The sequence below is a fragment of the Microbacter sp. GSS18 genome (genome assembly GCA_029319145.1).
Taxonomy (GTDB): domain Bacteria; phylum Actinomycetota; class Actinomycetes; order Actinomycetales; family Microbacteriaceae; genus Microbacterium.
The window spans coordinates 3,716,294-3,737,077 of sequence record CP119753.1 but is presented as its reverse complement, the minus strand read 5'-3'; the positions used below and the strand labels follow the sequence as shown (position 1 = coordinate 3,737,077).

The following is a 20,784-nucleotide window of genomic DNA, read 5'->3' as shown; positions in this document are numbered from 1 at the left end:
GGGCGGGGCCGCGAGACGGCGTCGATCACTCCCACGCGGTCAGCTTGTCGGGATTGCGCATGATCCAGACATCCGTCACCGCGTCGCCGCCGACGCCGAGCGTGACGACGCCTTCGACGGCACCGGCGTCGTGGATGACGAAGCCGAGGCCGTCGGCGGTCTGCACCGGCGACAGCGTCGCGCTCGGGCGCATCCGGATGAGGCCGAGGAGGAACCGCGCGACGTCGTCGGCCCCCCGCACCGGCCGGCGGGCCGCCGAGACCTTGCCGCCGCCGTCCGACCGCAGCACGACGTCGGGGGCGAGCACCGCCGTGAGCGCGGCGAGGTCGCCGGTGGCGCACGCGTGGGCGAACGCCGTCACCAGCTCGTCGTGGGCGGCGCGGGATGCCCGGCCCTCACGCCCGGCGCGCACGCGGGCGCGCGCGGCCACCGCCAGCTGCCGGCACGCAGCCGGGGTCCGCCCCACGGCATCGGCGACCTCGTCGAAGGGCATGCCGAACACGTCGTGCAGGACGAACACCACACGCTGAGCCGGCGTGAGTGCCTCCAGCACGACCAGCAGCGCCGTGCTCACCGAGTCGTCGAGCGTGACGCGGTCCAGGGGGTCCGGCGGCACAGCGGCGGCCATCGGCGACGTCGCCGGCACCGGCTCGGGCAGCCACTCCCCCACGTAGTGCTCGCGCCGCACGCGCGCGCTGCCGAGGACGTCGAGGCACACGCGGCTCGCCACACGTGTGAGCCACGCGGCCGGGTTGTCGATCGTCTCGCGCTCGGCCTCGGACATCCGGTACCAGCGCATGTAGGTCTCCTGCACCGCGTCCTCGGCGTCGGCGACCGTGCCCAGCATCCGGTACGCGAGGGCCATCAGCCCGCTGCGCTCGCCGGCGAGGTCGGACAGCTGCTCCTTCATCGACACCCCCTCAGACACTCGACGACGCAGCGCACCGATTCGTGAGCCTCCTCACATTCTGACGGGCCGCGTCGTCGGTGATGCAGTGACAGGATGCACAGGAGGACCCTCATGAGGATCGCGATCACGGGCGGCACCGGAACACTCGGCCGCCATATCGTCCAGGCGGTGCGGGCGCGCGGGGACGAGCCGGTCGTGCTCGCCCGCGCGACGGGCGTCGACCTGACGACCGGGGGTGGCCTGGATGCCGCGCTCGACGGCGTCGACGCCGTCATCGACGCCGTCAACCTCTCTACCCTGTCGGCGGACGAGGCTGCGAGGTTCTTCACGACCACGACGGCGAACCTGACGGCCGCGGCGGCTCGTCGAGGGGTGGCGAACATCGTGGTGCCCTCGATCGTAGGCATCGACCGCGTGCCGCACGGCTACTACGCCGGCAAGCTCGCTCACGAGCGGGCGGTGCAGGCATCCGCGACGCCGTGGACGATCCAGCGCCTCACCCAGTTCCACGAGTTCGCCGGTCAGATCTTCGCCGCCGCGACGATCGGCCCGTTCCACGTCGCGCCCCGGGCGCGGATCCAGCCGATCGCGGCCGCCGACGCGGCCGCCCGCCTCGCGCTCCTCGCGGGCGCCCCCGCCGCGGGTCGCACGCGCGACGTCGCCGGCCCGCGGGAGGAGCGCCTGGACGACATGGTGCGCGACTACGCCCGTGCCGCCCGCCACCGCGGGTGGCTGCCGAGCGTGAGCGTGCCGGGCGCCCAGATGAAAGGCATGCGGGCCGGGCTCGTTCTGCCCGGCGCCGACGCCGAGCTCGTGGGTCCGCCGTTCGCCGAGTGGCTCGCCGCCCAGCCGGTCCGCGCTGTCGCGGCATCCGCTCCCCCGGCCCCGGCCGGGACGTGACGGCGTCGCCGGTCCCTACATCTCCTCGTGCGTCAGGGGATCCGCCCCGAACAGGCGACCGCGCTCGAGGCGCGAGATCGCGACCATGTGGTCCTCGGTGAGCGAGAAGTCGAACACGTCGGCGTTCTCACGCTGACGTGCAGGGTCAGCGGACTTCGGGATCGGCGTCGCGCCGAGCTGCACGTGCCACCGCAACACGAGCTGGGTGGGGCTGACCCCGTAGGTCTCGGCGAGGTCGGCGATGAGCGGTTCGCCGAGCAGCTCGCTGCGGCGCGCCAGCGGACTCCAGCTCTCGGTGCGGATGCCGTGGGCGTGGTGGAAGGCGCGCAGCGCCGCCTGCGTGAAGTACGGGTGCAGCTCGATCTGGTTGACCGCGGGCATGACGCCCGTCTCGCCCTCGAGTCGCGTCAGCATGTCCTCCGTGAAGTTCGACACGCCGATCGAACGGACCAGACCCTGCTCGCGCGCGTCGATGAGGCCGCGCCATGTGTCGAGCCACTTGCCGACACTCGGGTTCGGCCAGTGGATGAGCTGCAGATCGATGCGCTCCAGCCCCAGCCGCTCCAGCGACCCGCGGATGCTGGCGACCGCCTCCTCGCGGCCGTGGTGACGCCCGGGCACCTTCGAGGTCACCAGAAGCTCGTCCCGATCGACGTCGCTGCGGCGCACCGCCTCGCCGACCTCGGACTCGTTGCCGTAGTTGACCGCCGTGTCCAGCAGCCGATACCCCGAGCCGATGGCGGTGACGATGGCGGTGATGCCCTCCTCACCTGTGAGGTTGTACGTCCCGAGTCCGAGCTCGGGGAAGGAGGTGCCGTCGTTGAGGGTCACGGTGGGGATCGTCAGCATGGCTCCATCCTCCCCCCGGAGCGGGCCGAGCGGGCCCGCATTGCACGCGCGCCGCCGACGGTGGGGCGCCTGTCACCGCTCGTGGTTCTCGCCCGGTGCACCGGTGGGCGACGGGGCCTCGCCGCGGTGCGCCAGGTCATCGCGGTGGCCATCGAGCCACCGCGCGTAGCGCGCGGTCAGCCACGGCGCCGTGAGCCCGTGCGCGATGACGCTGAACAGCACGACGACGACGGCGGTCTGCATGATGACCGGGGCCTCGGACAGGTCCGACTCGTCGATGATGATCAGGGCGAACACGATCGTCGCGAGTCCGCGCGGGCCGAACCAGCCCGCGAAGAGCACCGTGGGCATCGAGGCGCCGCTGCCGAGCAGCGACACCGCGACGGGGAGCATCCGCACGACCGTGAGGCTGAGCACCGCGTAGACGACGACCCGCACGTCGAGCCCCGCGAGAGCCGGACCGACCATGACCGCACCGAACAGCAGGAAGGTCGCGGCGCTCAGCATCTGACCCACACGCTCGTCCAGGTGGATCGTGGCCGCGGCGCGCGGACCGAGTCCTCGGCCGTAGACGATCCCCGCCGTGAAGGCCGCGATGAAGCCGCTGCCGTGGAGATGATCGGTCGCCGTGTAGGCCAGAAGCGCGGTGGCCGCCGCGAGGATCATGGCCCAGTCGTCGCTGATCCACCCGCGACGATCGGCGACCCGGACGATCCCGACGGCCACGAGACCGATGGCGATCCCCACGGCGAGCGCGATCGAGAGCTCGCGGACCAGATCGACGAGGATCTGTCCTTCCAGGCTCGGGGCCTCTTCGACCTCGGCGAACGCGATCGCGGCGACGAGGATCGGAACGCAGATGCCGTCGTTCAGACCGCTCTCGGCGTTGAGGCCCTGGCGCAGCATCGTGGGCAGTCGCCGGTCCGACACGACCGCCTGACCCAGGGCGGCATCCGTCGGCGCGAGCATGACGGCGAGCGCCAGGGCGGAGAAGATCGACAGCTCGGGGAACAGGGGAAGCGCGAGCAGCGCGCCCAGCACGATCGTCAGCGGCAGGGCGATGAGCAGCAGCCGCGCGGGCAGCGTCGTCTGGCGCCGGAGGCGCCGGACATCGAGCGAGGCGGCATCCGAGAACAGCACGAGCGTGAGCGACAGCTCGGCGATGAGGCGCAGGCCCGACGAATCGATCGCCGGATCCAGCACGCTGAGCGCGGACGTGCCCAGCACGAACCCCACACCGGTGAACACGATGGCGGGCGTGATCGGCGTGCCCGCGAGCCGCTTCGAGAACGGCGCGAACGCGATCAGCGCCCCCAGGATGATGACGAGTCCCCAGCCCTCCACGTTCCCAGTTGTATGCCCGCGCGGCGGGTGCGCGCCACCTCGCGCGCGGATCGCCCGCTTCAGCCGTCCCCGCGCAGCGCTCCCTGCTTCGCCTCGACGAGCGCTTCCGCCGCGCGCGCGACGCGCTCGGCGAAGGCCGCGGCATCCGCGCCCCGCGCGAGCGACTGCGCGTTGATGCCGTCGATCATGCCGAGCAGCTGCCACGCGACGTCGCCGGGCTCGGGCGTCGAGAACGCACCGGAGCGGCATCCGTCGGCGACGAGATCGTGGACCATGTCCTGCCAGCGCGCCATCTCGGCGCGGACCGCATCGGCGAGCGCCGGGCTGCGCCGCGCCATCGCCCAGCCCTCGACCCACACCACCGTGATGTCGTCGCGGTCGCCGGCCACGAGCGTGTCGATGAGCAGGCGCAGCCGCGCGGCGGGGTCGGCGACCGCGGCGAGCGCGACCTCGACCTCGCGCAGCTCGGCTCCGACGAGGTCGAGGTAGACCTCGGCCACGAGCTGATCCATGGGCCGGTAGTGGGCGACGAGGCCGACGGCGACACCGGCGCGGGTGGCGACCGCGCGCTGTGTGAGGGCACTCAGTCCCTCCGCGCGCGCGAGCTCGGTGGCCGCCGCGACGATCTCGGCGGACCGCTCGGACGGCGCCTTGCGGGTGCGGGCCCGGGTGGTTGACATGATTCCCCTCCGCTGGCTACCTTAACCCTTATTGATCGACTGATCAATAAGTTTGCCCAGCCCCGACCGGAGACCTCGATGACCTGGATGATGCCGCCCGAGTGGGCGCCGCACGACCGCCTGTGGATGGCCTTCCCCCGCGTGGGCCAGACCCTCGGCGACGACCCCGCGTCCGCCGACGAGGCCCGCGACACGTGGGCGGCCGTGGCCAACGCGGCAGCCCGATTCGAGCCCGTCACGATGGTGGTCGACCCGTCGGCTGTCGGCGAGGCCCGCGCGCGCCTGGCGAGCGAGGTCGAGATCGTCGAAGCACCGCTCGACGACTTCTGGATGCGCGACATCGGCCCCACCTTCGTGCTCGACGAGGTCGGCGCCCTCGGCGCCGTCGACTGGACCTTCAACGGGTGGGGCGCGAACGCGTGGGCGACCTGGACGCGCGACGACCGCATCGCGTCGTTCGTCGGAGCGCACGCCGGCGCGCAGCATCTCGTCTCGGCGCTCGTTAACGAGGGCGGCGGCATCCACGTCGACGGCGAGGGCACCGTGCTGGTGACCGAGACGGTGCAGCTCGACCCGCGACGCAACCCGTACGCCACGAAGGAGCGCGTCGAGGCCGAGCTCGAGCGCACCATCGGCGCGACCCACGCGATCTGGCTGCCGAAGGGGCTGTGGCGCGACTACGCCGGCTGGGGCACCCGCGGGCACGTCGACATGGTCGCGACCTTCGCGAAGCCCGGCACGGTGCTGTTGCACTGGCAGGACGACCCGGCGCACCCCGACTACGCGGTGTCACGCGAGGTCCGCGCCGCGCTCGAGCGGGCGACGGATGCCGCGGGACGCTCGCTCGAGATCATCGAGCTGCCCGCGCCGGCGACGCTGACCGACGAGGACGGCTTCGTCGACTACAGCTACGTCAACCATGTCGTCGTCAACGACGGCGTCATCGCGTGCGGCTACGGTGAGCCCGAAGCTGACGAGCGCGCCGCGGCCATCCTGCGCGAGGCCTACGGCCGCGACGTCGTCACGATCGACGCGCGCCCGATCCTCGCGCGCGGCGGCGGCATCCACTGCATCACGCAGCAGCAGCCGGCGGCGGTCGCCCGATGAGCGCCTGGCACCCCGGCCCGCAGCCACGACGCGCCGGTGCGGAACGGCGGGAATCCTCCGCGACACGCGGGGTTGCGGCATCCGCCATCCGGCGTGTCCGGCACGATCCCCGCCGTTCCGCACGCGGGACAGCGGATGCGTCAGCCTGGGCGGTCGCCCGATGAGCGCGCACTTCCCCGTCGTCGAGGCGTCTATCGCCGACCTGCGCGCGGCGCTCGAAGCAGGTGCGGTGACCAGCGTCGGGCTGGTCGAGGCCTACCTCGCCCGCATCGACGCGTATGACGCGCCGGGCACCGAGACCGCCCTCAACGCCGTCGTCGTGCGCAACCCCGACGCTCTCGCCGAAGCGGCGGCGTCCGACGCGCGCCGAGCGGCGGGCGAGACCCTCGGCCCGCTGGACGGCATCCCGTACACCGCGAAGGACTCGTACATGGCAGCGGGCCTGACGGTCGCCTCCGGCTCCCCCGCGTTCGCCGACCTCATCGCCCAGCACGACGCGTTCTCGATCTCGCGGCTGCGTGGGGCAGGCTGCATCCTGCTCGGGCTCACCAACATGCCGCCCATGGCGAACGGCGGCATGCAGCGGGGCGTCTACGGGCGCGCCGAGAGCCCCTACAACGCCGACTACCTCACGTCGGCCTTCGGCTCGGGCTCGTCCAACGGCTCGGGTACCGCCACCGCCGCGTCCTTCTCGGCGTTCGGCCTCGGCGAGGAGACGTGGTCGAGCGGCCGCGCTCCGGCGTCCTGCAACGCGCTGTGCGCCTACACGCCCTCGCGCGGCGTCATCTCGGTGCGCGGCAACTGGCCGCTCGTCCCGACGATGGACGTCGTCGTGCCGCACACCCGCACCATGGCCGACATGCTCGAGATCCTCGACGTCATGGTCGCCGACGACCCCGAGACCCGCGGCGACTTCTGGCGCGCCCAGCCCTGGATCGAGGTGCCGTCGGCATCCGCCATGCGCGCCGCGCCGTTCGCTGCGCTTGCGGACGCGGCATCGGGCTCGCTGCGGGGGAAGCGCTTCGGCATCCCCCGCATGTACATCAACGCCGACCCGGATGCCGGCACCGGCACCACCATCGGCGGCTCGACGGGCGAGCGCATCGTGACGCGCGACTCGGTGATCGAGCTGTGGCGGGCGGCGCGCCGCGACCTCGAGGCCGCCGGCGCCGAGGTGGTCGAGGTCGACTTCCCCACCGTGACGAACTACGAGGGCGACCGGGCCGGAGCGCCGACGCTCATGACGCGGGGGCTCGTGAGCCCCGCGTTCCTGAAGTCCGAGATCGTGGACCTGTCGGCGTGGGCATGGGACGACTTCCTGCGCGCGAACGGCGACCCGAACCTCGACCGGCTCGACGGCGTGGACGGAACGAGGATCTTCCCGCAGCCCGAGGGCGCCCTGCCCGACCGGTACACCGGCTTCGACGACGACATCGTCACCTATCCGGCGCAGGTGCGCGAGCATCCGCACGCCTCGTTCGCCGACATCCCGCACCTCGAAGAAGGTCTGCGCGGGCTCGAGGAGACCCGCCGCCTCGACCTCGAGGACTGGATGGGAGAGCTCGCGCTCGATGCCGTGGTGTTCCCGGCGATGGCCGACGTGGGGCCCGCGGACGCCGACGTGAACGAGGCCTCGGCTGACGCCGCGTGGGCGAACGGCGTGTGGGTCGCCAACGGCAACCTCGCGATCCGGCACCTGGGCATCCCCACCGTGACGGTGCCGATGGGCACGATGGCCGACATCGGGATGCCGGTGGGCCTGACGTTCGCCGGCAGCGCCTACGCCGACCGCGACCTCCTCACGTGGGCGCTCGCTTTCGAATCCCTCCGGCCGCGCCGGACGGTGCCGCCCCGCACGCCCGAGCTCGGCTGAGCAAGGTTCAGGGGCCCGGAACGCGCCGGGCGTGGTGCCCGTTGCGACCGCAGCAGCGAGCCGATGCTGCCCGCTGACCCCGGGCGCCCCCGATCACGTGGCGTCCGATGCCGCAACCACGGACTCGTGCGACCACGACCGCCGACCGACTCGAGCCACCAGGAGCTTGCTTGGCTCCCGCTGCCGGAAGAGCCGCCCTCTGCGGCGTCCGCAGCCAAGCGATCGCGCGCGTGGGCGGGCGGGCGCGGACGATGCGCTCGACGGCCGTCGTGGTCGCGAATCCCCCGCCGTCAGACCGTGCAGTCGGGGTTGATGTGGGCCGCGAGGTCCACGCTGAGGGCCTGCTGCGCGGTTGCGCTCTGGTAGCGCCACAGCACCTCGCCGGTCGGCGCCGCGCAATCGGCCGCACCGGGGAACGAGACGTTCGCGCGCTGATTGGGTTCGAGGAGCCGCGGCGACGTCGGCGGCCAGATGCGCCCGGCGGCGTCGCGCCAGCCCTCGACGATGATCGCGTCGGGCGAGCACGGCATGTTCGACACCGACACCTCGAGGTAGCCAGGGTCGCAGCACAGCAGGCTGCCTTCGGCCTGCGGCGCACAGGGATCCTCCGAGGCCGCCGCCTGCGGAACGGCCGCCGCGATGGCGATCGCGGGTGTCGCCCAAGCGATGCCCTTGGCTACTGTGCGTCTCGAGATCTCGTTCATGTCACTCCGGTTCCGTATATGCGCAGGCGGCAATCCGACCCAAGCTAGCGGAACGCGCGACGGGCGGGCAAAGCATGCGGGACCGCTACGGCCGCCCCTTCGGTTGGCGCGCACTGTCGCCCGCAGGCTCCGTCGCGACCGGCAACGCCAACCGAACGCCCCGAGCCGACGCTTGCTTGGCGCCGGATGCCGCGATACGTGCCTCGGGCGGCATCCATCGCCGAGTGAAGCGGATGCCGGGGCGCGCCGACATCCGCGCGAACCTCACCGGCAACGCCGACCCGGCGACGCGAGCCCCCGCTCGCTTGGCGCCCGATGCCGCCATAACGCACCTCGGGCGGCATCCATCGCCGAGTGAAGCGGATGCCGGGGCGCGCCGACATCCGCGCGAACCTCACCGGCAACGCCGACCCGGCGACGCGAGCCCCCGCTCGCTTGGCGCCCGATGCCGCCATAACGCGCCTCGGGCGGCATTCATCGCCGAGTGAAGCGGATGCCGCGACGCGCCGACATCCGCGCGGACCTCAGTGGCCGCCGCCGAGGTTCCCCGAAAGGCGGCCGTGGAAGTCGATCGTGGCCTCGTTCATGCCCTGGATGTCGACGGTCTTGCCGCGGTGCGCGTACTTGGTGACGATCGCGTCGAGAGCGGCGACGGTCGAGGCGTCCCAGATGTGCGAGTTCGACATGTCGATCACGATGCTGTCGGGGTCGTGCGAGTACTCGAACTGGGTCGTCAGGTCGTTGCTCGATGCGAAGAACAGCTCGCCGTTGACCGTGTAGTGCGCGGTCTCGCCGTCCTTCGAGATCTCGCGCTTGACCGACGTGAAGTGCGCGACGCGGCGCGCGAACAGCACCATGGCGGTCAGCACGCCCAGCACGACGCCGATCGCGAGGTTGTGCGTCCAGACGGTCGCGATGACGGTGACGAGCATGACGCTGGTCTCGCTCCACGGCATCCGCTTGAGCGTGGAGGGGCGGATGCTGTGCCAGTCGAACGTCGCGACCGAGACCATGATCATGACGGCCACGAGCGCGGCCATCGGGATGATCGCGACGATGTCGCCGAGGACGACCACGAGGATCAGCAGGAACACGCCCGCGAGGAACGTCGAGATGCGCGTGCGCGCGCCCGAGACTTTCACGTTGATCATCGTCTGGCCGATCATGGCGCAGCCGCCCATGCCGCCGAACGCTCCCGAGAGGACGTTCGCGACGCCCTGACCCCACGCCTCGCGCGACTTGCGCGAGTGCGTGTCGGTGATGTCGTCGACGAGTTTCGCCGTCAGCAGCGACTCGATGAGGCCGACGAGGGCGACGCCGAGCGCGAACGGAGCGATGATGCCGAGCGTCTCGAGCGTGAGCGGCACGTTCGGGATGAACAGCTCGGGGAGGCTCTCGGGCAGCGCGCCCTGGTCGCCGACGGTCGGAACCGCCAGGCCGAACACGACGGCGGCGGCGGTGACGAGCACGATCGACACCAGCGGCGCCGGGACGATCTTGGTCAGTCGCGGCAGGAACACGATGATGACGAGGCCGACGGCGACCATGGGGTAGACCAGCCACGGCACGTCGATCAGCTGCGGCAGCTGAGACATGAAGATGAGGATCGCCAGCGCGTTGACGAAGCCCACCATGACGCTGCGCGGGATGAACCGCATGAGCTTGGCGACCCCGAGCGCGGCGAGCACGATCTGCAGGATGCCGCCGAGGATCACCGTCGCGATGAGGTAGTCCATTCCGTATTCGCGGGCGACCGGCGCCACGACGAGCGCGATCGCTCCGGTGGCGGCCGTGATCATGGCCGGGCGCCCGCCGACGAACGCGATGGCCACGGCCATGACGAACGACGAGAACAGGCCGACGCGCGGGTCGACGCCCGCGATGATCGAGAACGCGATCGCCTCGGGGATGAGCGCGAGCGCAACCACGAGGCCGGCCAGCACCTCGCGCGTGAGGATGCGGGGGCTGCGCAGCGCCTGCAGCACCGTGGGCTCGATGCGGTAGCGGGCGGCGGGGTCCTGGGTGGGGACGACGGCGGTCATGTGGCGCTCCGGGGTCTCGGGTCCGCCCGGGATCAGGCGGGCTCCGCGCGCACCGGTGCGCACGAAGTCGGGGCTTCGGTGTGGTGTGTGTGGGTGTGGCGGCCGAGGGGCCGTGCGCGTCAGTCTACCGGGCGTGAAAGACCTGATCGGATGCCCGAACCACTAGGGTGGCGGCGTGAACCCCGTCCGCCGCCTGCTGTGGTGGGCCGCCGACTACCTGTACGCGGGGCGGCATCAGCTCGCCGTCCTCTCGCTGCCGTGGACGGTGGGCCTGCCCCGGCCGACGCCGCCCCCGTGGCGCACCGGAGACCCGTCGCTGCCCGAGATCGTGCTGCTGCCCGGCGTGTACGAGCACTGGACGTTCCTCCGCCCGCTGGGCGACGCCATCGCCGCCGCCGGGTACCGGGTGAACGTCATCCACGGGCTCGGGATGAACCGCCGCAGCGTTCCCGACACCGCCATGCGCCTCACCCGCGCCCTCGCGAAGGACCCGGTTCCACCCGCGGGACGCGTGCTCGTCGCCCACAGCAAAGGCGGCCTGATCGGCAAGCGCGCGCTTCTGGACGCGGATGCCGCCACCGCGGCCGGCGCCGTGGACCAGGACCGGCTTCGGCCGGCGTCGCCCGCTGCGAACCTCGGCCTGCGCGGCCTCGTCGCGGTCGCGACGCCGTTCGCCGGTTCGTGGATGGCGCGCCTCCTGCCCCTGGACCCGAGCATCCGCGAGTTCCGACCCGATGACGCCACGATCGTCGCGCTCGCGCATGAGAGGGCCGTCAACGCGCGCATCGTGTCGATCTTCGGCCCGTACGACCCGCACATCCCCGAAGGCAGCCGCCTCGAGGGCGCGAGGAACATCGAGGTGCCCGCGCCGGGGCATTTCCGGCTGCTCGGGTCGTCGAGCACCCACGCCGCGGTGCTCGAGGGCATCCGACACCTGCAGGAGGTGGGAATAGATACCCCCTAGGGGTATGTTCGGATCATCATGAGCACCGGACACGGTCACGACGAGCACGCGGAACCGACCCACCCGCACAACCACCCCGGCCGCACGCAGAGCGCACACGACGACGTGTCGCGCGAGCACCACCGGCACACCGGGCATGACGCCCCTACCGACGTCGCCGCCCCCGCCGCGCAGGACGAGCACGCCGCACACGAGAACCGCGACGCGCGCGCCACCGCAGGCCACGACGCCCACACCGGCCACGCTGGGCACGACGCCCACGCCGGAAACGACGCACACGCCGGGCACGGTTCGCACGGCGGCGGGCACGACCACATGGGCCATGTGGCGCGCTTCCGCCGCCTGTTCTGGATCATGCTGGCGATCGCGCTGCCCGTCGTGGCGTTCTCGCCGATGTTCGCGATGCTGCTCGGGTACCCGCTGCCCGATGCCGCGTGGGCGTCGTGGATCTCTCCCGTCCTCGGGACGGTCATGTACGTGTGGGGCGGGAGCCCCTTCCTGACCGGCGCGGTGAGCGAACTGCGTGCGCGACAGCCCGGCATGATGCTGCTGGTCGGACTGGCCATCACGGTGGCGTTCCTCGCCTCGTGGGGCGCGACGCTCGGCATCCTGCACCACCAGCTCGAGTTCTGGTGGGAGCTGGCGCTGCTGATCGTCATCATGCTGCTCGGCCACTGGATCGAGATGCGCTCCCTGGCCCAGACGACCTCGGCGCTGGACTCGCTCGCCGCGCTCCTGCCCGACGAGGCCGAGCGCGTCGACGGCGACACGACGGTGACGGTCTCGCCCGCCGACCTCGCGGTCGACGACATCGTCGTGGTGCGGCCGGGCGGACGCGTCCCGGCCGACGGCACCGTCGTGCAGGGATCGGCGAGCGTGGACGAGTCCATGATCACGGGCGAGTCGCGCGCGGTGCGCCGCTCCGAGGGCGACACCGTCGTCGCGGGCACCGTCGCGACCGACTCGGGCCTGCGCGTGCGCATCACCGCCGTCGGCGACGAGACGGCTCTCGCGGGCATCCAGCGCATGGTGTCGGACGCGCAGGCGTCGTCATCGCGCGCGCAGCGGCTCGCCGACCGGGCGGCGGGGTGGCTGTTCTGGTTCGCGCTGGGCAGCGCCGCGATCACGGCGGCGGTGTGGAGCGCGATCGGGCTGCCGGACGAGGCGGTCGTCCGCACGATCACCGTCCTCGTGATCGCGTGCCCCCACGCGCTGGGCCTCGCGATCCCCCTCGTGGTCTCGATCGCGACCGAGCGCGCCGCCAAGGCCGGCGTGCTGGTGAAGGACCGGCTGGCGCTCGAGAGCATGCGCACCGTCGACACCGTGCTGTTCGACAAGACCGGCACCCTGACCAAGGGCGCACCGGCGGTGTCGGCCGTCGAGGTCGCCGGCGGCCGCGACGCCGACGAGGTGCTCGCCCTCGCGGCGGCGGCGGAGTCGGATTCCGAGCACCCGCTCGCGCGGGCCATCGTCGCGGCGGCGGCCGACCGCGGGATCCGCGTTCCGGCATCCGGCGACTTCTCGTCCTCCCCCGCCGTCGGGGTCACGGCCGCCGTCGACGGACGCACCGTGCGCGTCGGCGGACCGCACCTGCTCGCCGAGGAGGGCGCCGCCGAGCTGCCCGTCACACGGGCCTGGCACGACGAGGGCGCCATCGTGCTGCACGTGCTCGTCGACGGCGAGGTCGCGGGCGCGCTGCGCCTCGCCGACGAGATCCGACCGGAATCGCGCGAAGCCGTCGACGCCCTCCACGCCCGCGGCGTCCAGGTCGTCATGATCACCGGCGACGCCGAAGCGGTCGCCGCATCGGTCGCGGGCGAACTCGGCATCGACCGCTACTTCGCCGGCGTCCGCCCCGAGGACAAGGCGAACGCGGTGAAGGAGCTGCAGACCGAGGGCCGTCGCGTCGCCATGGTGGGCGACGGCGTCAACGACGCCCCCGCGCTCGCCCAGGCCGACGTCGGCCTCGCGATCGGCGCCGGCACGGATGTCGCCATCGCGTCGGCGGGCGTGATCCTCGCCGGCTCCGACCCGCGCGCCGTACTCTCGGTGATCGAGCTGTCGCACGCGTCGTATCGCAAGATGACGCAGAACCTGTGGTGGGCGGCCGGGTACAACCTCATCTCGGTGCCGCTGGCCGCCGGCATCCTCGCGCCCATCGGGTTCGTGCTGCCGATGTCGGTGGGGGCGATCATGATGTCGCTGTCCACGGTGGTCGTGGCCCTCAACGCGCAGCTGCTGCGGCGCCTCGACCTGTCGCCCGAGGCCGTCGTCGCCCGCGACCGGGGCTGACGACACCGCATCGCCGGCCGCGGCGCAGACGGCCGCGGCCGACGGCGGTCAGCCGAGCATCCGCTCCACCGTCGTGATGACGCCGTTCTCGGTGTTGGCGGGGGCGCGGTAGCGCGCCCGGGCGATCAGGTCGGGGTGGGCGTTGGCCATCGCGAACGACAGGTCCGCGGCTTCGAGCAGCTCGAGGTCGTTGAGATAGTCCCCGAACGCCGCGGACTGCGCGCGCGTCACACCCGCCGCCGTCTGCAGGCGCTCGAGGGCGACGCCCTTGTTGACGCCCTGGTTCATGACATCGATCCAGTGATGTCCCGACACCACGACCTGATGGGTCGCCGTCCAGTCCTCCAGCGCCGGGGCGGTGGCGGCCGCTTCGTCGAAGTCGAAGATCGCGAGCTTGAGGATCTGGTCGTCGACGGTGAGCAGGTCGTCGGTCTCTTCGAGCGCGGCGTAGTACCGGTCGGCCTCGGTCCGGAACGCGTCGCCGGTGCGCTCGATGTACGCCGAGCGCTTGCCGCACACGACGAGCCCGAGGTCCGAGCCCGCCGCTACGAGGTCGCGCACGCGACGGATGACGGTCTCGGCGAACGCCGGGTCCATGGCATCTGAACTGATCTCCTCGTCGCCGTGCACGACATAGGCGCCGTTCTCGGCGATGAAGACCATGTCGGCTTCGTGCCCCTCGAAGATGCGGCGAAGCGTCGCCAGCTGGCGGCCGCTGGACGGCACGAACAGGATGCCGAGCTCGGTCAGGCGCGCAAGCAGCGGCCACAGGGCCTCGGGGACATGCCCCTCGCCGTCGAGGAGTGTGCCGTCCATGTCGACGGCGATGAGCTTCAGATCGGGCGAGGGAAAGGGCATGCGGAACCTCCCCGACAAGCCTAGGCGGGCAGGAGATCCTGCGGATTCACCCACGAGACGTCCGGGCGGCTTTGACGGAATACCCAGTGGAACAGGGGATTTCGTCCAGACAGGCACGTGAGACTCGAGACTTCGCGCCCGACCCGAGGGTGCATCCGCCGCGCACCGCGGCCCTCCCCGACTCTAAGGACCTCCCCCGATCTTGCGCTCCACTTCGTCGCTCGCCCCTGCCCGCAATCGCCGCCGTCGCGTCCCCGCCGCGCTCGTCGCGGGTGGTGCCGCCCTCGGTATCCTCCTCACCACCGGCTTCGTCTCGGCGACGCCGCACCTGGCCGCAGCGGCCTCGTTCGCCCCGCAGGCGGGCTTCGCGCTGACCGCCGCGCCGAGCCCGACGGCCGCGCCCGAGACCGTCGAGACCATTGCGTCCGACGCCCACGGTGCACTGACGTCCGCTCGCGCGGCCGTCGAGGCCGCCGCCGCCCTGTCCTCGGACATCCGCTCCGAAGGGCTCGACCTCGGCGTCGACGACACCTCGATCGACACCGCCGACGTGCGCACCGCGATCGCGGGCCTGTCCGACCTCGACATCATGCCGGCGCTGCTGCTGCCCGAAGCGACCGCCCAGGCCGAGGATGCGGCAGCGGTCGTCAACGCCCGCGTCGCCGACCTCGCCGACCGCCTCGAGCAGGCGCGCGAGAAGAAGGCCGCCGAAGAGGAGGCCGCACGCAAGGCCGCCGAGGCCAAGCGCAAGGCCGAGGAGGCCGCGAAGGCGCTCGCCGCCGGCAACACCGTCGACGGCGCCAAGGCGACGGCGCGCAACCTCGCCGCGTCGCAGTACGGCTGGGGCGCCGACCAGTTCTCGTGCCTGGACTCGCTGTGGACCAAGGAGTCGGGCTGGAACTACCAGGCCTACAACCCCTCGAGCGGTGCGACCGGCATTCCGCAGTCGCTGCCCGGCAGCAAGATGGCCACCGCCGGCGCCGACTGGCAGACCAACGCCACGACGCAGATCCAGTGGGGCCTGGACTACATCGCCCGCGCCTACGGTTCGCCGTGCGCGGCATGGGGCCACTCGGTCGCAACCGACTGGTACTGATCGAGAGCGGGCCGGCCGGCATCGCCCCCACGGATGCCGGCCGCCCGAGACTCAGACCTTCGGCGCCTCCTGCTTGGCGATGACCTCGATGAGCGGAGCGCCGGGCGTGACCGCACCCTTGACCGCCGGACGCACGTCGCCGAACTGCTCGGCGTTGAGCACGATGACCGGCGTGATGAGCGGGTAGCCTGCCGCCTCGATGACCGACCGGTCGAAGGTCACCAGCGGCGTCCCCTCGTCGATCCGGTCTCCGTTCTTGACGTGGACGGTGAACCCCTCGCCCTTGAGGTTCACCGTGTCGATGCCGACGTGGATCAGCAGCTCGACGTCGCCGTCCAGCACGAGGCCGAACGCGTGCCCGGTCGGCTGGGCGGCGGCCACGAGTCCGGGGCCGGGGGCGTAGACCGTGTCGCCGCTCGGCTCGATCGCGGCGCCGGGGCCCATCGTGCCGCTGCCGAACACGGGGTCGGGCACCTCCGACAGCGGCACCACGGTGCCCGCGAGCGGCGACAGCACGTGCAGCGCGACGTCGGCGGGGTTGACGGTGCGGGGAGCGGCGGCCGCGATGAGCGTGTCCGAGCTCTCGCCGCCCTTGCGCGAAGCGATGTCGGCGACCGTGACGCCCGCCTCGGCGACCGCCTTGGCCTCCTTCGGCTTGTAGCCCGACAGCATCACCAGGACCATCGAGGTCGCGAAGGCCGCGCCGATCGCGATCGTGTACAGCAGGATGTTGTCGAACGCGGGGATCGTCAGCAGCGACGTGAACACGAACGCCTGCGTCTTCACTCCGCCGCCGACGCCGATGATGATTCCGCCGACGGCGCAGCCGACCAGCATCCGTGGATAGATGCGCTTGAAGCGCAGATGGATGCCGTACAGCGACGGTTCCGAGATGCCGCCGAACAGCCCCGCGGCGAGCGCGCCGGTCGCCGTCTGCCTCATCTGCTTGTCGCGTTCGCGCCAGGCCAGCACGAGCACGCCGGCGGTGGCGCCGAAGCACGCGAAGTTCCACGCGCCCATGGGCCCCTGGATGAAGTCGTAGCCGAGCGTCTGGATGTTCAGCAGCATGATCGCGTTGATCGGCCAGTGCAGGCCGAGCGGCACCATGAACGGGTAGGCGAGCGGGATGAGGATCGCGAAGACGAACGGCGACCATGTGTTGATGGCGGCCAGGCCCTGCGCGAGCCACGCGCCGACGTACACGCCGATCGGGCCGATGAGGAACGCGGTGAGCGGGATCATCACGAGCATCGCGAGGAACGGCACGAAGATCAGCTGCAGGTTGTCGGGGATGATCTTCTTCAACCCCCGGTAGAGCGGCCCGAGGACCGCGGCCATGAGCAGTGGCGGGAACACCTGCGAGCTGTAGTCGAAGATCGTCAGCGGCACGCCGAAGATCGGGATGACGGTGACCTCGCTGCCGAACGCGACGATCGTGCTCGCCTCGGGATTCGCGGCGAGGGCGGTGAACCCCGGGAGCATGACCACGGCCATGACGGCGAAGCCCACCCACGGGTCGGCACCGACCTTCTTGGCCGCGTTATAGGCGACCAGCAGCGGCAGGAACACGAACACCGACTGCCACATGAGGTTCACGAACTGCCAGGACGGCGGCAGCACGGTGCGCGGGTCGGCCCAGTTGCCGATGACGCCGAGCGTCGACATCAGGGCCATGAAGGTGATGAAGAAGGATGCCCCGAGCAGGGCGCCGAGGATGGGGCGGAACGAGTCCGACAGGAACTCGAACAGGCCGTCGATCCACGCGACCTTGCCGCGCGGACCCTTGGCGCGCTCGCGCGCCTTGATGTCTGCGGCGCTGTCGCCCCCGCCTCCGCCGCCGCCCATCCCGGGCAGCGCCATGATGTCGTTGTAGACGTTCTGGACGCCGCCGCCGATGACGACCTGGTATCGGTCGCCCGCCTGCGGCACGGCCCCCATGACGCCCGGTATCGCCTCGACCGCCCCCTTGTCGACGGCGGCCCCGTCGACGAGCTGGAACCTCAGTCTTGTCGCGCAGTGCGTCAGGCTCTGGATGTTGCCGGCGCCGCCGACCTTCTCGACGATGTCAGCGGCAGGACTTGCAGCCATGGACGTTGCTCCTTCGATGCAGCGTCGGCGACGGCCCGCGGGCCGTTCCGACAGCGCCGTCGTCTCCCCCTGGCCGCGAGCATATTGCAGCCCGGGCGCCGCGTCGATAGGTCCAAGGACCCACCGCGGGTCCCGCTAGGCCACCGCCCCACGCCACGTCCGCACGCCGGCGCGGGCGGCCGCGGAGACGTCCGCCGCGGCGAACCAGGCGTCCAGGTCGATGCCCTCGTAGACGGCGGTGAACGCGGACTCGGGCGTGTGCCCGTGCCGCTCGAGCACCGCCAGACGCTCGGTGACGTGAGATGAGCTGCCGCGCAGCGACTCCATCGCCTCCGCATTGCCGAACGAGGCCAGATAGTCGGCGGCGGCGGCTTCGGTCGTGACGTCGAGCGCTCGCAGCAGCACGGCCGATACGAACCCCGTGCGGTCCCATCCCGCGCCGCAGTGGAACAGGACGGCGCCCTCGCGGGCGGCGACGAGCGCATCCAGCACCGCCCGCATCCGCCCCGGCATCCGCTCGAGGTGGTCGAGGTAGTACAGCGGCGTCCCCCAGCGGCCGTCCGCCTCGAGCGGGTCCCAGAACCCCCGGTCCGTGCCGTCGAGGTCCACCACCACCCGGTCGATCCCGTCGGGCACGGCGGCGGTGCGCTCCTCGGGTCGGCGCAGATCGACGACGGTCGTCACCCCGAGAGCACACAGCGCGGCCCACCCGTCGTCGGTCACGCGGTCGAGCGCCTCCGAGCGGAAGAAGACCCCGGTCGGGGTCGTCGCGCCGCCCGTCCGCGCGAGCCCGCCGAGATCGCGCGCGTTGGCGAGTCCGTCGACGTCGAGATGCCGCAATGCCACGTGCTCAGTCTCCCAGGCCGGGTGACCGGGTCCGTTCAGCTCGGGTCCGGATCCCCGCGAACGGCGTCCTCTCGCGCGTTCGCGATGCCGCGCGGACCCGCCCCGCGACGCCCGATCCTGACCGCTTCCTATGAGCCGGAAAAGAATCACAGAAAGATAACGACAAACCCTTGCCGCCGTTACCTGTCCGTTATAGAGTGCTTGCACGGTAGTTGTTTTGCTGTGGCAGCTACCGGCATGTGATTGCAGGACACTCTTGGTGCAAGGGACAAGGGCCGGTCGGGAGCCTCTCCGACCGGCCCTTACTCTTGCCCCGCGACAGAGCACCCCCGGCGCGGCAACAGTGGCGCGGCAACAGTGCGGTCACACCCCGCCGCCGCCTCCGCCGCCGCCACCGCCGCCCGCCGACCCCCCGCCGCCCGAGCCGCCGGACGACGAGGCCGACGACGACGTGCTCGCCGACAGGTTCGAGATGCCCTGCGAGAACGCCGCGGCGTTGAACGCCCGTGTGCCCGAGTACCAGCCAGGGCTGTTGCCGGGCCCGTACATCACCGCCAGCTGCTCGGCCCACTCCTTCTCCTGCCCGAAGACCACCGCATACGGCAGCAGCGTCTCGTACAGCTTCAGCATCTGACGGGGATCGTCGACGTCGACCCGCACGCGCTCCGCGCCTTGCGGCGACTGCAGCATCCGGATGCGGTCGGCCTCGGCCCACTCGATGAACACCTTCAGCCCGGCGAGGTGGTCGCGCGTCTCGGCACCCTTCGCCGTCAGCGGTCGACGCGAGACCATGCCCACGACGATCAGCACCGCGACGGCCGCGCCCACGATGACGGCGAACGGCGCCAGCGGGTTCATCCCGCGCTCCATGCCCATGAAGCCGAGGAACGCCACCAGCGCTCCCGTCGCGACCACTCCGAGGACCGGCAGCGAGCGCGCCGCCCCCGGGACCCGCCGGCGCAGGCCCCGTCGCCGCAGCTCCTTGGTCGCGGTGGCCAGGATCCGTTGCGCCGCCGACGACAGCCGCTTGTCGCTCTTGCCGAACTCGTACGACTCGCCCGGGCGCCCGTACGGGAAGAGCGCGGCGAGCAGCATCCGCCCGTCGCCGTCCGCACGGGACGGATCGATGAGCTCGGCGGTCAGCCGCGTGCCGCCGAACCAGCGCGGTCGCCCCTCGACGATGCGGATGCTGCCCACGACCGCCTGCTCGAGCACCTCGGCGGGGATGGCCTTGCTCGTCTTGCTGAGCAGCACGGCGCTCTCGAGCGCGTCGATCGCCGGCGGCGGCGTGTACTCGGCGATGATCGTCGGGCGCCCCGGCTCGTCGCTGAGGAACCGGCGGCGCACCCAGATCGTCGCCGCGAGCACCGCCACGAGCGCCGCGGCGGCGAGCGCCTGCAGCCAGCCCCACACCGAGGCGAAGTACGACGTGTCGAAGGGAGTGAACGTCCCGGCTTCGAACGCGACCGCGATCGTCATCGTCTGGTATGGGCCGACATCCGACACGGATGCCGCGATGACCTGGGACCCGTCCTCCGCGGCATCCGCCGTGATCTCGCACTGGTCGGTCGACCCCGTGTACCCGGCGTAGCAGGCCCGGTCCCCGGTGAGCGCGCCCGCGAGCTCGGGCGGCACGATGAGCGCCACCGAGACGCGCCCGAATGGCTGCCGCCACTGGTCGCCGTTGACGTCCCAGTAGAACTCGTCGACGCCGGTGTCGTCGAAGAATCGCGTGACGTTCTCGAGCGTGTACGTGAACACGTAGGTCTGCGAGCCGAGCACGAAGTCGTCGGCGCGCGAGGTCATGGAGTAGTACCCGTCCGAGCTGTCGACCTCGGACGGCCGAGGATCACCCTCGCCGTCGGTGATCGACACCAGATGCGGGAAGAGCGGGATGCCCAGATACGAGTCGGGGATGCTGCGGCGCATGCCGCGGTTCTGGTCGAAGCCGGGGAACTGCGCGACGAACGTCTCGACGACCGTCAGAGTGCTCGTGCCGTCGTCGGCGCGGCCGAGCGTGTACTCGACGTCCATGCTCGCGAACGTGAAGTCGTCCACGCCGGCCGTGACGACGCCGGGCGCCGCAGTGTCGGACGTGGCGGCGGCGGCCGGCGCCGCGCCGGTCGCGAGCAGACCCGCGGCGAGCGCGAGTGCGACCAGGATGCCGGTGAGCACCGGCATCCGCCTCCCCCGCCACGGGCGTGCGCGATCCGGATTCCCCACAAACGTCC

The 20,784-nt window shown here is 71.8% G+C and carries 16 protein-coding genes; 6 read left to right on the top strand and 10 right to left on the bottom strand.

The window, feature by feature from the left end; all coding sequences use genetic code 11:
* Window positions 1-25 precede the first annotated feature (25 nt).
* The gene (gene sigJ, locus P0L94_17305) at window positions 26-910 is read right to left on the bottom strand and encodes an RNA polymerase sigma factor SigJ (GenBank protein WES64208.1); all 885 of its coding nucleotides are present in this window, start codon (window positions 908-910) and stop codon (window positions 26-28) included.
* A 111-nt stretch (window positions 911-1,021) separates the two neighbouring features.
* Between sigJ and P0L94_17300 the strand changes: the two genes are divergently transcribed.
* The gene (locus tag P0L94_17300; GenBank protein ID WES64207.1) at window positions 1,022-1,810 is read left to right on the top strand and encodes an SDR family oxidoreductase; all 789 of its coding nucleotides are present in this window, start codon (window positions 1,022-1,024) and stop codon (window positions 1,808-1,810) included.
* Window positions 1,811-1,825: 15 nt separating this feature from the next.
* On the opposite strand, the gene P0L94_17295 is transcribed toward P0L94_17300, so the two are convergent.
* From P0L94_17295 to P0L94_17285, 3 genes are all read right to left on the bottom strand, one after another.
* On the bottom strand, window positions 1,826-2,659 hold the full coding sequence (locus tag P0L94_17295) for an aldo/keto reductase (GenBank protein WES64206.1): 834 nt from the start codon (window positions 2,657-2,659) through the stop codon (window positions 1,826-1,828).
* Window positions 2,660-2,731: 72 nt separating this feature from the next.
* Window positions 2,732-4,003, bottom strand: coding sequence for a cation:proton antiporter (locus P0L94_17290; protein WES64205.1), 1,272 nt, complete (start codon window positions 4,001-4,003; stop codon window positions 2,732-2,734).
* A 59-nt stretch (window positions 4,004-4,062) separates the two neighbouring features.
* The gene (locus P0L94_17285; protein WES64204.1) at window positions 4,063-4,683 is read right to left on the bottom strand and encodes a TetR family transcriptional regulator C-terminal domain-containing protein; all 621 of its coding nucleotides are present in this window, start codon (window positions 4,681-4,683) and stop codon (window positions 4,063-4,065) included.
* 78 nt (window positions 4,684-4,761) lie between these two features.
* On the opposite strand from P0L94_17285, the gene P0L94_17280 reads away from it, so the two are divergent.
* Together P0L94_17280 and P0L94_17275 are read left to right on the top strand one after the other, a co-directional pair.
* On the top strand, window positions 4,762-5,790 hold the full coding sequence (locus P0L94_17280) for an agmatine deiminase family protein (GenBank protein ID WES64203.1): 1,029 nt from the start codon (window positions 4,762-4,764) through the stop codon (window positions 5,788-5,790).
* 160 nt (window positions 5,791-5,950) lie between these two features.
* Window positions 5,951-7,663, top strand: a complete 1,713-nt coding sequence (locus P0L94_17275; GenBank protein ID WES64202.1) for an amidase — start codon at window positions 5,951-5,953, stop codon at window positions 7,661-7,663.
* A gap of 290 nt (window positions 7,664-7,953) precedes the next feature.
* On the opposite strand, the gene P0L94_17270 is transcribed toward P0L94_17275, so the two are convergent.
* Both P0L94_17270 and P0L94_17265 read right to left on the bottom strand, forming a co-directional pair.
* Complete coding sequence (locus P0L94_17270; GenBank protein ID WES64201.1) at window positions 7,954-8,367, bottom strand: hypothetical protein; 414 nt, start codon at window positions 8,365-8,367, stop codon at window positions 7,954-7,956.
* Window positions 8,368-8,891: 524 nt separating this feature from the next.
* Window positions 8,892-10,409, bottom strand: coding sequence for a SulP family inorganic anion transporter (locus P0L94_17265; GenBank protein ID WES64200.1), 1,518 nt, complete (start codon window positions 10,407-10,409; stop codon window positions 8,892-8,894).
* A gap of 175 nt (window positions 10,410-10,584) precedes the next feature.
* Here P0L94_17265 and P0L94_17260 point away from each other — a divergent pair, with 175 nt between their 5' ends.
* Window positions 10,585-11,373 (top strand): hypothetical protein, encoded by a 789-nt coding sequence (locus tag P0L94_17260; GenBank protein ID WES64199.1) that lies wholly within the window; start codon window positions 10,585-10,587, stop codon window positions 11,371-11,373.
* An 18-nt stretch (window positions 11,374-11,391) separates the two neighbouring features.
* A complete protein-coding gene (locus tag P0L94_17255; GenBank protein WES64198.1) occupies window positions 11,392-13,665 on the top strand; it encodes a heavy metal translocating P-type ATPase in 2,274 nt (757 codons plus the stop codon).
* Between the two features lie 48 nt (window positions 13,666-13,713).
* Here the strand turns inward: P0L94_17255 and P0L94_17250 are convergent, their stop codons facing one another.
* On the bottom strand, window positions 13,714-14,523 hold the full coding sequence (locus P0L94_17250) for a Cof-type HAD-IIB family hydrolase (protein WES64197.1): 810 nt from the start codon (window positions 14,521-14,523) through the stop codon (window positions 13,714-13,716).
* A gap of 202 nt (window positions 14,524-14,725) precedes the next feature.
* Here P0L94_17250 and P0L94_17245 point away from each other — a divergent pair, with 202 nt between their 5' ends.
* A complete protein-coding gene (locus tag P0L94_17245) occupies window positions 14,726-15,619 on the top strand; it encodes a hypothetical protein (GenBank protein ID WES64196.1) in 894 nt (297 codons plus the stop codon).
* Between the two features lie 51 nt (window positions 15,620-15,670).
* On the opposite strand, the gene P0L94_17240 is transcribed toward P0L94_17245, so the two are convergent.
* The 3 genes from P0L94_17240 to P0L94_17230 form a co-directional block, all read right to left on the bottom strand.
* Window positions 15,671-17,707, bottom strand: coding sequence for a glucose PTS transporter subunit IIA (locus P0L94_17240; protein WES64195.1), 2,037 nt, complete (start codon window positions 17,705-17,707; stop codon window positions 15,671-15,673).
* 135 nt (window positions 17,708-17,842) lie between these two features.
* Complete coding sequence (locus tag P0L94_17235; protein ID WES64194.1) at window positions 17,843-18,553, bottom strand: tyrosine-protein phosphatase; 711 nt, start codon at window positions 18,551-18,553, stop codon at window positions 17,843-17,845.
* 363 nt (window positions 18,554-18,916) lie between these two features.
* A complete protein-coding gene (locus P0L94_17230) occupies window positions 18,917-20,734 on the bottom strand; it encodes a DUF2207 domain-containing protein (protein ID WES64193.1) in 1,818 nt (605 codons plus the stop codon).
* Between the last annotated feature and the right edge of the window lie 50 nt (window positions 20,735-20,784).